The organism is Paenibacillus sp. JT22N7 (assembly GCF_059383875.1).
Window position 1 is genome coordinate 111,285 of sequence record NZ_JBXENY010000016.1, and the last position, 15,315, is coordinate 126,599.

Below are 15,315 nucleotides of genomic sequence, written 5' to 3' on the forward strand. Positions count from 1 at the left end.
TATTTCGAATGTTCCAGAAGTACAGTTTTTTGCGAAAAAGGTTAAAAGCAAGCGGGCTCTCGCTGCTCATTATAGGAATGGCGCTTAGCCTGCTGAGCGCTTGTGGCTCCACGAATGCCGAAAACCCAGCTGAGCCAAGCCAGACAGCTGCTGCTGCACAAGAAAGTCAGGCTCCTGAGGTTAGCGAAGCCCCTGAGGCTTCAGAGGAAGTGTCAGCGACGAAGACGGTAACGGATGAACAAGGGCATGAACTCGTTATACCAGCCAAGCCATTAAAGGTATTCGCCCCCTATATGGAGGATTCTCTGCTGAGCTTGGGCGTAACGCCTATTGCCCAATGGGGGAATAGCGGGAAAGGCCAAGCCTACTTGCAGGATCGGCTTAAGGGTGTGCCAACTGTCGAGTTTTCAGGAGGACGTCCGCCTTCCCCAGAGCAAATTATGGATTTTGAGCCTGATCTGATTATTTTGCATACGGCCCATTATGCCGACGACGGCATCTATGAGCAGTATTCCAAAATTGCGCCTACGTACGTTTTCGTCAATGCGGCTGGCGATTTAAACAGCTCGATAACGAAGCTGGGAGAGCTGCTTGGCAAACCTGACGAGGCGAAGCAGGCGCTGAGCGATTATGAACAGAAGAAGGAAGAAGCCAAGGCCAAGCTCGCTCCAGTTGCTGATGGGAAAAAGGCGGTTTTAATTAATTTTAATGCCAAAGGAATGTACCTGATTGGCGGCAACTATTTTGGAGGCTATGTACTTTCGCATGAGCTAGGCATAGGAAAGAGCAAGCTGGTTGAAGAGAAAAACAGCGTGGATGCCTCGCTCGAAATTCTCCCTGAGCTGGATGCCGATTTTATTTTTACAATCGACTACGCGGGCTCAGGCGCAGCCAACATTAAGGAGCTGACCGACAATGCGATTTGGAGAAGCATGCCTGCGGTCAAAGCGGGCCATGTTTACGCGGTTAGCGATGAGTATTGGACAGGCGGCGGTCTAATCGCATACAGCAAAATTATCGATGATATTGTTCGGTTTCTAGCGCCATAATGAAAAGCGAAGCTAAGGGACATTATACGGCTGAAAGCAGCGAGAGAGTGGTGCATGCAAGCCACAGGCAGCTGGAATACCGCATTAGGATAGCCGTGCCGAAGGAGCCGCCTCCGGAGAAGGGCTACCCGATCATTTATGCGACGGATGGGGATGCGGTATTCGGCACATTCGCCGAGGCTGCTCGCTTGCAAACGCGCAAGCCGCATGGCTATGACCCCGTCATTATCGTAGGCATCGGCTATCCTTCCGGTGAACCGTTCGATATGACCCGGCGCTGCTATGATTTCACGACACCTGCAAAGCTCGAAAATTTGCCTGCCCGGCCGAATGGCCAGCCATGGCCGGAGCATGGCGGAGCTGATTGCTTTCTCGATTTTTTGGAGACGGAGCTGAAGCCGGCGCTGGAGAAGGAATTTCCCATAGACAAGGAGCGGCAGACGATTTTCGGACATTCGCTGGGGGGCCTGCTCGTCCTCCATGCCTTATTCAGCCGCCCTCAGTCCTTTCAGCGCTTTGCTGCGGGAAGCCCGTCCATATGGTGGAACAAGCATGCGGTGCTGGAGGAGCAAGCCGCATTCGATGCATGGCTCCCTCAGACCGATCACCCGCCGAAGCTGTTGATCACCATTGGCGGAGAAGAACTGCCGGATATGGTGAAGGACTCCGAGCAGCTGGTGGATAGTCTGAAGCCGCTCCAAGCCAGCGGATTCCATGCGGCAATCGCCAAATTTCCCGAGGAGAGCCACGTTAGCGTACTGCCGGGAGCGATAAGCCGGGTCATTAAATTTGCCTTATCCGGCTAGCGGATTGTTATTGACATCTCACAGATCAGGTCGCTCACTCCTTTTTTGAAGGACTGAGGTTCCGCTATTCTGGCTTTTACTGCGATTTCAGGCCGTAAGCGGACAGGAAAGCCGCTATGGCTCTCATCATCCCGTCAAAATGGCCATTTGCAGCGCATTAGCTGCTCCTGAGTCCGCTGCCTGTGCCATAACACGTGATTCTGTTGAAATAGCGGCTGCTGTGTCCGCCAAATCTAGCTTCAAAATTGAAAATAGATCATTGTATTTAGGCAGGCCCATGCGCATAAGCATGGGCCTGTTTGTTTTGCAGACAATCCGAAAAAAGGACCCCCTAAAACGAAATTTGAAGCCTTACAGGAACGGAAGCTGCCGTCTACAATGGATAAAGAAGGCATTTCAGTCTGTAGAGCAAGATTCCAACGTAGTATGGGGGATTTATAAGGTGAAAATACGGCACGAAGCACAATCGGCGGCAGCGCTTGCTGCAAGCACGAGAGCGGCCAAGCACAGCAGATGGTTCAGGAAGCTGTACGGCCAGAGGCATGTGCAGGTGATGGCGCTGCTTGGCATTTTATGGATGATTATTTTTAATTATGTTCCGATGTACGGCATCATCATAGCGTTCAAAGAATTTAATATCGTCAAGCCGATCAGCGCGGCGCCTTGGGTAGGCTGGTCGCATTTTCAAGAATTTTTCCAAGATGAAAGCTTCGTCAATGTCATGCGCAATACGCTGGGCATTAGCTTGATCAAGCTGGCGATCGGCTTTCCACTGCCGATTATATTCGCCTTATTTTTAAACGAGGTGCGCTCGGTGCTGTTCAAAAGATCGGTACAGACGATATCCTATTTGCCGCATTTTCTATCGTGGGTTATTCTTGGCGGCATTCTGACGACTTGGCTGTCGGATGTCGGCATCGTCAATCATGTACTGATGGCGCTTAACGTCATTAAGGAACCGATCTCGTATCTTGCAGAGCCGGATTATTTCTGGGGCATTATTATTACCTCGGATATATGGAAGGAGCTTGGCTGGTCCGCCATTATTTATTTGGCCGCGATTTCGAGCGTATCGCCTGAAATGTACGAGGCGGCTACGATTGACGGTGCTGGCCGCTTTCAGAAAATGTGGTACGTCACGCTGCCAAGCATCAAAGCAACGATTTCGATTTTGTTCATTCTGGCGGTCAGCGGCGTGCTGAACTCCAACTTTGATCAGATTCTGGTGCTGAGAAACGCATTAAATGAAAGCGCAAGCAATGTGATTGATATGTTCGTCTATCAGACGGGCATGCAGCAGGGACGGTATTCCTATGCCACCGCAGTCGGCTTGTTCAAATCCGTTATCGCCCTTATCTTGCTGCTCATCGCCAATCGTGTAACGAAAAAAATCAATAACACATCGTTGTTTTAGGAAGGAGGCGACTGGCTTTGCTCAGCTTGAAACGAAAAACAAAGGGAGAAGCAGTATTCGACCTCTTCAACGGCTTCGGCATGCTGCTCGTGTGCTTTGCGACCTTGTATCCCATCTGGTACGTCCTCGTAAATGCATTCAATGAAGGGCAGGATGGCATGCGCGGCGGCATTTACTGGTGGCCGCGGGTGTTCAGCGCGGAAAGCTTCGAGGCGGTATTCCAGAGCGCGGGCATTATGACGGCAATGGGCATTACGGTAGCGAAAACGGTACTTGGCGTGCTGCTGCATGTTTTTTTCACCGCGATGGTAGCCTATGCGTTTTCCCGCAGGGGACTTATTGGCGGCAAAATTTACATTTTAATTGGCACGGTTACCTTGTTTTTCGGCGGCGGCCTGATTCCTACCTATTTGCTAATTAGAGATTTGCATTTGCTGGACAATTTTCTCGTGTATATTATTCCAGCGATGTTCAGCTTCTTCGACCTCATTATATTCATGACCTTCTTCCGGGAAATTCCGGATGGGCTGGAGGAAGCGGCGAAAATCGACGGAGCGAATGACTGGGGCATTTTCCTCAAGGTGGTGCTGCCGGTATCGCTGCCGGTTATTGCGACGATTGCGCTGTTCCATGGGGTGTATCAGTGGAATGACTATTTTGCCGGCGTCATTTATATGAACAACATGGATTTGCAGCCGATCCAAACGTATTTGTACCGGGTAGTGGCACAGTCCAGCTCGAATCAGATGGTAGCCGCCATTCCGGGCGGCGTTGGCAAAACCGTTACCTCACAGTCGATCAAGCTGGCGACGATGGTCGTTACGACGCTGCCGATTGTGCTGGTTTATCCTTTCCTGCAAAAGTATTTTGTCAAAGGCATGATGATTGGCTCTATTAAGGGCTAGTCTACTCAAATAGAAAAGGGGAAAATAAACATGGTTAAACAACCTGCAATAAAACGTTTGCTGGTGCTGCCGCTTGCCGCTGCACTCGTATTTACGGCAGCCTGCTCATCAAACAGCAATACGAACGAGGGCACAACGAATGGAGGCGCGTCTCCAACTGCTGCTGCTGAGGTGAAGCTGACGCAGGAGGATAAAGGCTGGGAAGTGGATAAAAGTCCGATTACGTTCGATTGGTATATTAATTTCGCGTGGTTTCCTAATAAGTGGGGCGTAGATGACACATCCAAGTATATTACGGAAAAAACAGGCGTAGATATTAACTTCATCGTCCCTGCCGGCAATGAGGCGGAAAAGATGAATACGATGATCGCCTCCGGCAGCCTGCCTGATTTCATTACGCTCGGCTGGTACGAGGATGCCGTCAAGAAAATGATAGAAGGCGAGATGGTGCTCCCGCTTAATGAGCTGGCTGACCAATATGACCCTTACTTCTACAAGGTGACCGATCCGGCGAAGCTCGCCTGGTACAAGCAAGAGGATGGCCATATCTATGGGTATCCGAACGCCTCCTCCTCACCGAAGGATTACGAGAAGTTTGGCGACAGCATCACCTCTACGCAGACGTTCCTCGTGCGCAAGGACATGTATGAGGCTATCGGCAGCCCGGATATGCGGACAACAGAAGGTTTCCTTCAAGCCTTGGCTGATGCAAAAGCGAAATTTCCCGACATTAACGGCCAGCCGTTAATTCCGCTGGGGATGTATGATTTTAATGAAAAGGGCAACAGCTCGCTGCAAGCTTATATTCAAAATTTCTTGGCTATTCCTTATGAAAAGGATGGGCAGCTGTATGATCGCGACACGGACGCAGAATATGTAAAATGGCTTAAGACGATGCGCCAAGCGAATGAAAACGGCCTGCTCTCGAAAGACGTGTTCATCGACAAGCGTCCGCAAATGGAGGAAAAAATTGCCCAAGGCCGCTACTTTGCCATGCTGTATGCGAGGTCTGATCTGGCTAACCAGCAAAATGCGCTATTTGCAAACGATCCTAACTCCATTTATATTGCGGTGGATGGGCCAGCTAATGCTGCGCAGGATCAAGCAACGCTTGCAGGGCCATCCATTTCCGGCTGGACTGTTACCCTCATCTCCAAAAATGTGAAGGATAAAGCACGAGCGATCCGCTTCCTGGATTACCTGATTTCGGAAGAGGGCCAGCGGGATATGTTTTTCGGCAAGCAGGGCGTAACCTGGGATACAATAGACGGGAAAGACCAGTTTTTACCTGAGGTATTGGAGCTGCTTAATTCCGACCGTGGTGCCTTCGATAAAAAATATGGCGCCTCCCATACGTTCTGGATGCTGATGGATACGAATTTGACGCCGGAATGGTCGCCGCCAGCTGTTGAGCCATTCAAGCAGATGGAAGACTGGACGCGCGGCAAAGCGCTCAGCCTGTCGCAATTTGACCAGCTTGACCCGACGGGGGCATCCGAGGAAGGCATTATGAAGACGAAGCTGGATCATGAATTTGGCAAGGCGCTTCCGAGGCTGCTGCTTGCGAAGTCAGATGCCGAATTCGACAGCTTGTGGCAGGAGTATTTGAGCAAGCGCGATGCTCTTGGCTTTGGCACCGTTCAGGCCTATAAGCAGAAAAAATATGAAGAGAACGTAGCGAAGCTGGCAGAATTCATTAACTAATACAGGTCAGGCCCGGGCATACATCCCGGCATTAGGTGCGCCAAATCCATCATGGACTGGCGCGCTTTTTGCCGCCTGCAAGCAAGTCAGGGGGCTGGGCCGCGAAGATGGAAGTGAGCCTAACGTGGGAAGGCAAATTCGGAACTATTTTCAATCGACGGCTTATTGGCTGGGCAGAAGATCGATGCAAAGCCGTCTGGTCGCCGCGTATGTTTTTATATTGCTGTTTCCAAGCATTGTGGTGTCCAATTATTTGTTTGGGGAAATTAGAGACAGCCATATTAATGAGACGCTTCGGCAGGGGCAGTATTTAGTGGAGCTGGAGAAGGTAAATATTTTGAATCAAATTGAAGCGATGGAGCTGGCAGCCCAGCTTACGATATTAAGCGCGGATATTACCGAGTATATATCTACACACAAGGAATTTACGACGGAGGAGCTGCTTGATTTATATTGGGGGCCGCTGACCGATGTTATCCATATTCAAACGAACAATCCGAACATCGCCCATTTGCGCCTGTTTGCAGACAATGACTATATATCGGAAATGTGGCCGATTGTGTTTCATGAGCGGCGTATTCAGACGGAGCCTTGGTATTCAGAGCTTGCGGAGCTGGATGGCAAGGAGCTGTGGGTGTTTAAGGAGGAGGACGCCGATATTTTGCACCGGAATGTGACGGATGTGCATAATCAGATGCCCAAGGTTTCTCTTATGCGGGTCGTCCGGGCAGGGAGTGAACGGATTGGCGTCATTCAGGTGGAAATGCTGCTGAAGCATTTTGCGCCTAAAGCCTTTGCAAGCTTGCAGGATGAGGGCTCGCAGATGATGCTGGCCGACAGCAAGGGAAGCATCGTGCTCGATGAGCTCCAAGCCTTCGCGGGCAAGGGCAGCAATCCGAAGCTGCGCACAGCCATTAAGGAGCAGTTCGCCGCAATGAAGGAGCTTGGGCAGCAGGAAATACGTTTTACCGTTGATGATCATCCTTATTTGCTCATTCGTACGCCCGTAGAGCAAGCGGAAGCAGAGCTGCTTCATGTCATTTCCTTGGAGTCGGTGTATGAACGCGTATCGAAGGGGCAATTTCGAATTATGGCGGTTAATGTGGGGCTCATTGGCTTGCTGTCCATTATTACGTATATGATGAATGCTATTATTCTTAAAAATTTGCGGCGTTTAACCGACGCGATGAAGAAGGTCAGGCGAGGCGAGACGCCTGCGGGACTTCCTCTCAGCGGAGGCGGGGAAATTGGCGAGCTGGCATTCCATTTTAACAAAATGATGCAAACGATTAATGAACTGATTGCCCAAGGCGTAAGGAAGAAGGCGCTGACGAAGGAAGCCGAGCTGCGGACGCTGCACAGCCAGATTGATTCCCACTTCTTGTACAATACGCTGGAAAATATAAAAATGCTGGCCGAAATTGAAAACCAGCGCCTCATCTCTGACTCGCTTACGTCGCTGGGCGGCATGATGCGCTACAACTTTAAGTGGTCTGGCGAATATGTGCGCTTGCAGGATGAAATTCGCCATATTCAAAACTATATCGACGTCATGAATATTCGCTTCGACGAGCCCATCGTCCTTGAACGGAGCATGGAGCCGGGCTTGCTGGAAGTAGAGATGCTGAAAATGTCCTTGCAGCCGATTGTTGAAAATGCGCTTAAGCATGCCTGGCCAGAGCTGGGAGAGGAGCAGCGCCTCATCCAGATTGCCGCATTCGAGCAGGCGGAGGGCGGAATCGTCATTACGCTGCGCGATAATGGCGAAGGAATCGCTCCGGAGCCGCTTGCGCTGCTGAATGAACGCATCCAGCTGGAGCGGGCGGGGGAGCGCCTGATGGATGAATATGAACGAAGCGCAAAACCATTGTACGGCATAGGGCTGCGTAATGTGCATCAACGCATCCGCATTTATTACGGCAAGCCCTACGGGCTGCAGGTGCGCAGCGAGGAAGGCCAGTTCACTGAAGTTATGTTGACGCTGCCCAAGGTGCTGATTGCAGGAGGAGGGGATGACGATTAAGAAGCTGCTGATCGTGGATGACGAGAAAAATATAAGAATCGGCCTGAAAACGATGATTGAGCGTGAGTTTCCAGATTACTACCATATTCGGCTAGCCATTCATGGGGAGGATGCATTGGCGCAATATGAGAGCGAGCAGGCGGATATCGTCATTACGGACATTCGTATGCCGGTGATGGATGGCATTGAGCTGATCAAGCAAGTGATGCAGCAGCCGGAGGAGGAGCGCAAGCCTGTTTTTATTATTTTGAGCGGCTATGATGAGTTTACGTATGCGAAGGCGGCGATTGAGTACCAGGTCAGAGATTATATTTTGAAGCCGATTCGCCGGGATGAGCTGTTCGAGGCGCTGCGCAAGAGCGAAAGTATTTTGCAGGCACAGGCAGAGCTTGCGCGCAAAACAGCTGAGGGAGACAAATACCGCGAGCAGGTTCGAATGAGCCGCCTGAAAGAGTGGCTCATTCAAGGAGAGCTGCTGCAGGGGCAGGAGGAGGAGCTGCGTCCTGATAATGATATGCCCTTCGAATCAATCACCTTGCCATGCCATGTTGCTGTTCTAAGCTATAAATCCGAGAATGGGGAAGCGGTGAACCGCAATGAGCGGGGGCAGCTCATCGAGAGTATGCTGGAGCAGCTTGGAGGGACGGTCGATGCTTCTTTTGTGGATGGCGGGGGAAGGCTTGTCCTAATTGGAGGGCAGGCCGCGCAGTTCCACGAGCTGCTGAGGCTAACTGGCGGCAAGGAGCTGGAAGGGCTGCGTTTGGGACTAAGCTCAGAGGCGGCTAGGCTTGAGGATTTGCGCAGCTGCTATAAGCAGGCAGAGGAAGCGCTGCACTATTCCTTTCTTTATCCCAGCAGCCGCCTGCTCCAGCATCAGGATATTTGCGCGTCGCAGCGCCGCATGCATCCGCTGCCGGATGAAGACATTCGCAAGCTTGGCAATATGCTGGGCACCGAGCGGGAGAAGGAGCTGCAAGCGCTGCTTAAAGCTATTTTTCGTATCGAGGAATTGGCTGATATAGATATCGGTTATTTGCGCCAGGTGGGCAAGCGAATGAATGAGCAGGTGCTCGATGAAGTGTTCCGCCTATACGGAGAAGCGTCTATTGACGTGCTGAAGCTGTATCGCAGAGTCGGCAGCATGGACAATTTTCGCAGCTTTCACGACTATTACCGCAGTCTGGAGCATCTGCTGTACAGCGTAAATGAATATGTGAAAGGCATCCGCTCTGCCTATAACGAGCATGCGGAAATTAACGCGGCTATCGCTTATATGGAGATGAACTACGCCCGGCCGCTCAATATGGCGGTTGTCAGCAATTATGTCGGCCTCAATTATTCTTATTTCAGCGAGGCGTTTAAGGCACATACAGGAGAAAGCTTCGTCTTGTTTTTGAAAAAGCTGCGTATCCGCAAAGGTAAGGAGCTGCTGGAGAGCACAAGCGATAAAATGCAGGACATCGGTAGCGCTTCAGGCTTCGAGAGCAGCAAGCAATTTACCCGCGTGTTCAAGGAGCTGGAGGGGATTTCTCCGCAGGAATATCGGCTTAAGGTTAAAGCTGCTGCCAGCTTGAGCGAATAAACGATAAAAGCAAATATTTGCAGCTGCATTGACACCAGCCCGCCAATTGGCGATGATGAAGGTATTCGTACATGAAGGAGCATCATTTAAGTGGCGAATATCGAATGGAAGGGGCTGACACATATGCAATTAATCGTTGAGCAGCCAGCGGCGAGCTGGTATAAGCAGCAGTTGGAACTGAAAAATGGAGAGTCGGTCAGAATATTTATAAAGCTTGGCGGCTGCAGCACTGTAGTGCCGGGCTTGTCTCTAGGCGTTAATAAGGAACTGCCAATAAATCCGGGGCTCAGCGCTACCGTTGAAGGAATTACCTTCTTCATGGAGGAAGCCAATTTGTGGTATCTCGACAATAAGGGGCTGCGCATTACGTTCGACGAGCAGCATGAGGAAATTGACATGATCGTGGAATGAAAAAAAAAGAGAGGCAGGGGCCCGTCAAGGCTCCTGTCTCTCTCGTTTCTCGGACTCTTCTCCATTGCCGCCAGCAAACAGCGAGGTCATAAACTTCACCTCTGGATAGGCTTCGCTTGGTCCCTCCAGCAGGCTGTTGCCTTTATTTTTCAAATAATGGTCGAAGAAGCTAAGGGTATAGGCGTTAATAATTGAAGCAACCCGGTCCGTACTCCGCTTCCCGGTCATGCCAATTTGCCGGAGTATGGAGGTAAGAAACTACACATCGGCAAAATTATAATGCTCTGCGCCTGCTACATACACAACCTGTCCTCCGTGATCAGCGACGCTGCCCATATGCTTAAGCTGTGCCCCGACATCGCGATAAGCCCCGCTGTGAGTGCCAGCATAGCGGCGATTCCAGCATAAACGGTGCCCCTCCAAAACCTCGTTAAATGAGGAAGAGCGGTCTGTTTGAATGAGGCATAATCAAACCGTCCCTTTTGTGAAATTTCCTCAAGTACTGACGAACAAATCACAGGTGAGGTTAATCCTATTTTATCCTGCCAAAAACGCCTGAACTATAGTTGTTCCCTTACAAAACGGGACATCCAAGCTTACAGTGTTGTCATGTAGTCTCGTCGTTGTTTTCCTGTCATGTGAAATAGCAGAAGCCTGTTTTGTCCATTGTGCTGGATGGCAGCATCCAGTATATTGATAATGATTATCATCAAACAAAAAGAGAGGTTTTCACATGTCTACAAAACAAGTCAGAATGTTCATTGCCGCTATACTGCTATTAACCTTCGGTTTATTAGCAGCTTGCGGCTCTACGGGTGGTGTAGAAGCGACGGAGTCGGCACCAGCTGCAACCGAGCCAACCGAGTTTGAGACGGCTGAACAAGCTGCAACAACTGTGATAGAGGCAGCAACACGTATCTATAAGGATTTTAGCGGGCATGAAGTTGCAATTCCAACACATCCGCAGAAAATCGTATTGCTCGGCGACATTCCAGGGGATTTGCTGGCACTGGGCATTACACCTGCGGGGAACGATTGGGTGAACGAGCCCTACATTTATAAAGACGATTTAGTCGGGGTTGTCGATATTGGCTACCCGCATAATATGGAGAAGGTGCTGGAGCTTGCTCCAGACCTGATTTTGCAGGCTGGATATGGCGGGCCGGATGACACCGAAATTTTTGAGAAAATGTCCAAAATCGCGCCCACGGTCATCTTCAATAGAGATGCGGCAACGTTTGATCGCTTGCGAGAGGTTGCTGACATCGTCAATAAGAAACAGGAGGCGGAGGCTTGGATTGCCAGCTATGAGATTAAGGCGAAGGCGATGTGGGATAAAATCGGCTTGAAGCCGGGAGAGTCGGCAACGGTCTACCTAAGCCTGGCTGGTGACTTCTATGTCATGGGCCATTTCAGCTTAACAATGTCGCTGTACCAGTCAGGCGGCTTTAGCCCAAGCACGAAGGTACAGGAGCTCATTGATAAGAAGGAAGTATTCTCTCTTATTTCAATGGAGGTGCTGCCTGATTATGCGGGGGACCATGTGTTTTTACTCAGTTCACCCGGTACAGATGATGAAGTGGAAGCGAAAAAGCTGATGGAAGGCCCGCTTTGGAAGTCGATCCCCGCTGTTAAAAATAATCAGGCTTATACGGCTGATATTAGCTGGAATGCGAGTGATCCCATTACAATGGAACGTTTTCTGGAAGAACTACCGAAAATTATGGGCATGAAGTAGGCAATCGTTTACAATAGACGAAGGGTCTACATATTTTCCATGAGGAGCTTGATTTTATGCCATTAACAAAACCAAATCAGGAAAAATTGGAACACTTGCTGCAAGAACAGGAGTATACCCATGCCTTGGACTACTTAATGAAGCATGCCCGTGAAGGCGTGCGTTTGGCGAAGCGAAATTTAGCGGATTATTCTAAAACCTGCGTATCGCGAATTGGCGGAGATCCCGATCTTCCTGATGAAATAGAATGGCCGCTTGATCAAGAGGGCACACCGATGACTTTTTTGGCGCAGCTGCGTCTGGAGGAATTGGCACCGCATGATGCGGCTTCGCGGTTATCGCATGGCGGCATGCTTTATTTTTTCTTAGGAGTGGATGAGCCCGCTTATCATATTGACCATTTCGTCCTGCATTTGAAAGACGAACAGCTTGCAGGTGCCAAGCGCCGCCTTGCTCCTGAGGAAACGTCACTGGAGGATGCGGACTATACAGGCTATGAGGTGGTGGGCCGAGCTTCTATTGAGCTTCCAGGCTATGGCTATGTTGATGAAGAGCAAGTAGAAGATGATGAGCATGATTATGAGGAATACGAGGATTTAACCGATGAATTGAGCGGCAGCGAAGATGGCGATCTTGCCGTCATGTTTGGCTATCCGGCAACGCAGCATGGCGACTGCGAGATTGAGGCGGCGCTGATGCTGATGACGGGCAAGCATTATGAATACAGCCCGGATAAGGCGATGAAGCAGCTCGCGGACCACTTCGGAGGCGATGAAGGACAGGCTGAGCAGGAGGTTGCGGATACGCTTGTGCTGCTAGCTCTTGATTCGGATAATGACGTAGGCTTCTGCTGGTGGGATGCCGGGGAACTGCAATTTTATATACGCAAAGAAGATTTGCTTGCAGGGAATTTCACGCGTACGTATTGTTCGCTGTATTCCAGCTAAGGGAAGCTAACGGCGTATAATTGTGAAGCGAAATGAGAAAAAGCATGTTCACCGGCATCAAGCTGCTGGCGAACATGCTTATTTAAGTTGGGCAGGCGTTAAGCCTTGTCACCTATAAAGCTCTCAATAATAAATTGCAATTGAGCTTCCAAGGAGATGGGATCATTGAAATAAGAGCCTTCAGCGTTAATGAAAAAAACTTGATTTTGCTTCACAGCAGGAAGCCCTTTCCATAGGCTGCTCCCGTAAACGACGTCCGGGTCCCCATCGTCCCAGCCCCAATTGCTGGTGAAAATATAGTCCCCGGCATACTCCGGCAATTGTTCAAGGGATAAGCTTGAGCCAAACTCGGCGCCATCAATAAGAGCTTTTTGAATAATAGCAGGAGCCTTCAGGCCAAGATCGCCATACAGGATTTCTCCGCCCCTGCCGCCTTTATTGCCCCAAGCATAAATGCCTTTCGCATAAGGCTGCAAAATCGAGACGGTTTTGTCTCCGACAACCTCCGTAATTTTAGGCTTAACCTCGGCGATTTTTGCATTCCATTCTTCAATCCATGCTTGTGCGACCTGTTCACGGCCGGTTATTTTTCCGAACTCGGTTAACAGCTCCGCAGGGGTGCCTGCTCCATATTTAAGCCGTACAACCGGAGCAATTTGCTCCAGCTTCTCATATTCGCTTTCCTCCAGAAAATCAAAGACGATAATTAAATCCGGATCGAGATGCAGGATAGCCTCCAAGTTAGTGCCATCCCCGAGATCCACAATTCCATCCAATTTGCCTTCATGATAAGGGTTAACGAGTGCTTCTCCCAAAGCAGCGACTGGCTTCAAATCCAGCTTAAGCAAGTTTCCGATGGCGCTGCCTGTCAAATCAACGATCCGTTCCGGGTTGGCAGGTATGGTTACCGTTCCTTTGCTATCTGTATAGGTTTTAGTTGCAGCAGAGCTGCTGGCTGGAGAGGCTTCCGCCGACGGCTGGCTTGAGCTTTGTGCTGCAGGACTGCTGCTTGTCCCAGGCTGATTAGCGCCTGCGTTTGTTGCGCCAGAGCAGGCGCTTAACAGTAAGGTCATACATAGCAGCAGAGCTGCCGCCATGGAATAGGGCTTGTTTATTTTTGACACAGAAAATCCTCCACTTCGCGTTGAATGATAATGATACTCGTAATCATTCACACTATAGCACTGTGTATAAGGAGGGACAATGGCAAATTTAGTACGAAATGCAGGCGATTTTGGTATAGGGCCGTTTTGCTGGTATTTGGCTCTAAACTCGGATAGCGGCAGCCCATAATATTTTTTGAAGCTGCGGCCCAGCGTATGGGCGTCGGGATAACCGACAAGCTCCGCCGTTTCTTGAAGGGAGGTCTCGGTTTGCGCCAGCAAGTCGGCAGCCTTCCTTACGCGGATTTGAGTCAGCAGGCGGATAGGGCTCTCATTCATTTGTTTTTTGAACAGCTTGGTTAAATAGCTTACACTGCAATCGAACAGCGCCGACATCGTTTCCAGCGTAATAGGGTCCCTGTAGCTTTCCTGCATATAACGCAGCATCTGAGCCAATAAATCCGGGCGAGCCGGTTCAATTCCTTGACGCTGCATTTGCCAAAGCAGCTCATGTACAAATTGATAAAATAAAGTCCGCGCGTGGAACAGATGAAGGGGATCAGGCGTCATCCACGCTGAATGCATCTTACCAAGCGTCTCTAACAAAGGTAAAGGATATAACGGCACAAAGCCGTAAACATATTGGAAAGGGCGGTTCAAATCATGGTGCTGCATCAGCTTATGTGAAGGGGCCAGCATCAGAACGGGCTTGTACAGAACAAGGTAATACGTGAAGGGCTCTTCTGCTTCGATGGTGAGATACGCACTGCGTCCGCCGTGCAGGACATGAAATCGTTTCATGTGATGCTGGGATTGATCCAGCTGTACATGTGCACTGCCGTCAAGGACATAGAGAAAGGCGTTGGACGGCAATCGGTAGGGGGACAGCCGTTCTCCAGCTTCCAGCTGGGCATGGCGAAAATCCATTACTTTCACAGAAGCATGATTCCAGAGCATTATATGGTCATCTAGTTTCATTGCAGTGTTTTATCCTCCTAAATAGGGCCTTATTCTTCTTTCTTCATTATATGGATACTTATTTTCAACGTAAATAAGCAGGGGCAGAAAGAAGGGGGAAATTTGAAATGGTGTTGCGGCGGGTTTTGTGGTAGTATTTACTCTTATATTGAATGAGGACGTGAGCAGCGCGTGATTAATATTACGATACCAACACCGGATGTAACGATTGAGAAGCAAATTTCTCCTGAGCTGAGCAATATTTATGGCTTTACTGATTTTCACCTGATTCCCCGCGACAAGGGCGGCATCTTCATGTTCTACAACAAGAGCAAGGAGCTGCTTTTTGTCGGCAAGGCAAGAAAGCTGAGACCAAGAATCAAGAAGCATTTTGAAGATTCGGTATCCCCAATGAAACCGCACCGCGACGAAGTGACGACGATTGAGGTTTGCATCATTGAAGAGCCAGTGGATAGAGAAATTTACGAGACGTATATCGTGAATAAGCTAAGAGCGAAATACAATGTGGACAAGGTGTTTTTCAAGTAAGCGTCAAGGAAAACGTTTAAGATTGAAAATAAGCCATGAGCATCGTCTGTCGAGACGTTGTTCATGGCTTATTTTTTCGTGTCTATTATGCCGTATGCTTGCGGAGCAGGTGAAGATGAAGATGGCC

15 protein-coding genes are annotated in these 15,315 nt (G+C 49.8%); 11 read left to right on the top strand and 4 right to left on the bottom strand.

Annotated features, from left to right (window positions below; translation table 11 throughout):
• Positions 1-8: 8 nt before the first annotated feature.
• Positions 9-1,049, top strand: a complete 1,041-nt coding sequence (locus tag AC50Y5_RS30835) for an ABC transporter substrate-binding protein (protein ID WP_494865386.1) — start codon at positions 9-11, stop codon at positions 1,047-1,049.
• Positions 1,049-1,855, top strand: a complete 807-nt coding sequence (locus AC50Y5_RS30840; protein ID WP_494865388.1) for an alpha/beta hydrolase — start codon at positions 1,049-1,051, stop codon at positions 1,853-1,855. Before AC50Y5_RS30835 ends, AC50Y5_RS30840 begins: the two co-directional genes overlap by 1 nt.
• A gap of 126 nt (positions 1,856-1,981) precedes the next feature.
• Here AC50Y5_RS30840 and AC50Y5_RS30845 read toward each other — a convergent pair whose 3' ends face one another.
• The gene (locus tag AC50Y5_RS30845) at positions 1,982-2,140 is read right to left on the bottom strand and encodes a hypothetical protein (protein ID WP_494865391.1); all 159 of its coding nucleotides are present in this window, start codon (positions 2,138-2,140) and stop codon (positions 1,982-1,984) included.
• Between the two features lie 163 nt (positions 2,141-2,303).
• Between AC50Y5_RS30845 and AC50Y5_RS30850 the strand changes: the two genes are divergently transcribed.
• From AC50Y5_RS30850 to AC50Y5_RS30875, 6 genes are all read left to right on the top strand, one after another.
• Positions 2,304-3,269, top strand: coding sequence for an ABC transporter permease (locus AC50Y5_RS30850; RefSeq protein ID WP_494865436.1), 966 nt, complete (start codon positions 2,304-2,306; stop codon positions 3,267-3,269).
• Positions 3,270-3,349: 80 nt separating this feature from the next.
• Positions 3,350-4,174, top strand: coding sequence for a carbohydrate ABC transporter permease (locus tag AC50Y5_RS30855; RefSeq protein ID WP_494865438.1), 825 nt, complete (start codon positions 3,350-3,352; stop codon positions 4,172-4,174).
• Between the two features lie 30 nt (positions 4,175-4,204).
• The gene (locus AC50Y5_RS30860; RefSeq protein WP_494865395.1) at positions 4,205-5,878 is read left to right on the top strand and encodes a type 2 periplasmic-binding domain-containing protein; all 1,674 of its coding nucleotides are present in this window, start codon (positions 4,205-4,207) and stop codon (positions 5,876-5,878) included.
• 124 nt (positions 5,879-6,002) lie between these two features.
• Positions 6,003-7,901, top strand: a complete 1,899-nt coding sequence (locus AC50Y5_RS30865; protein WP_056031402.1) for a sensor histidine kinase — start codon at positions 6,003-6,005, stop codon at positions 7,899-7,901.
• Positions 7,891-9,483: a response regulator gene (locus tag AC50Y5_RS30870; RefSeq protein WP_494865399.1), complete on the top strand. Its 1,593-nt coding sequence runs from the start codon at positions 7,891-7,893 to the stop codon at positions 9,481-9,483. Before AC50Y5_RS30865 ends, AC50Y5_RS30870 begins: the two co-directional genes overlap by 11 nt.
• Positions 9,484-9,573: 90 nt before the next feature.
• The gene (locus AC50Y5_RS30875) at positions 9,574-9,894 is read left to right on the top strand and encodes a HesB/YadR/YfhF family protein (RefSeq protein WP_442952504.1); all 321 of its coding nucleotides are present in this window, start codon (positions 9,574-9,576) and stop codon (positions 9,892-9,894) included.
• A 24-nt stretch (positions 9,895-9,918) separates the two neighbouring features.
• On the opposite strand, the gene AC50Y5_RS30880 is transcribed toward AC50Y5_RS30875, so the two are convergent.
• Both AC50Y5_RS30880 and AC50Y5_RS30885 read right to left on the bottom strand, forming a co-directional pair.
• Positions 9,919-10,122 carry a hypothetical protein gene (locus AC50Y5_RS30880; RefSeq protein ID WP_494865401.1) on the bottom strand — a complete coding sequence of 68 codons (204 nt, stop codon included), beginning with the start codon at positions 10,120-10,122 and terminating at the stop codon, positions 9,919-9,921.
• A 30-nt stretch (positions 10,123-10,152) separates the two neighbouring features.
• Positions 10,153-10,317, bottom strand: a complete 165-nt coding sequence (locus AC50Y5_RS30885) for a hypothetical protein (protein ID WP_494865403.1) — start codon at positions 10,315-10,317, stop codon at positions 10,153-10,155.
• A 310-nt stretch (positions 10,318-10,627) separates the two neighbouring features.
• Here AC50Y5_RS30885 and AC50Y5_RS30890 point away from each other — a divergent pair, with 310 nt between their 5' ends.
• Together AC50Y5_RS30890 and AC50Y5_RS30895 are read left to right on the top strand one after the other, a co-directional pair.
• Positions 10,628-11,632: an ABC transporter substrate-binding protein gene (locus AC50Y5_RS30890; protein WP_494865405.1), complete on the top strand. Its 1,005-nt coding sequence runs from the start codon at positions 10,628-10,630 to the stop codon at positions 11,630-11,632.
• Between the two features lie 56 nt (positions 11,633-11,688).
• Entirely contained in the window at positions 11,689-12,579 is an 891-nt protein-coding gene (locus AC50Y5_RS30895) for a YwqG family protein (protein WP_056031393.1), read from the top strand.
• 98 nt (positions 12,580-12,677) lie between these two features.
• On the opposite strand, the gene AC50Y5_RS30900 is transcribed toward AC50Y5_RS30895, so the two are convergent.
• On the bottom strand, positions 12,678-14,660 hold the full coding sequence (locus tag AC50Y5_RS30900; RefSeq protein WP_056031390.1) for an AraC family transcriptional regulator: 1,983 nt from the start codon (positions 14,658-14,660) through the stop codon (positions 12,678-12,680).
• A 171-nt stretch (positions 14,661-14,831) separates the two neighbouring features.
• Between AC50Y5_RS30900 and AC50Y5_RS30905 the strand changes: the two genes are divergently transcribed.
• Entirely contained in the window at positions 14,832-15,188 is a 357-nt protein-coding gene (locus AC50Y5_RS30905) for a nucleotide excision repair endonuclease (protein ID WP_099517352.1), read from the top strand.
• Positions 15,189-15,315 lie beyond the last annotated feature (127 nt).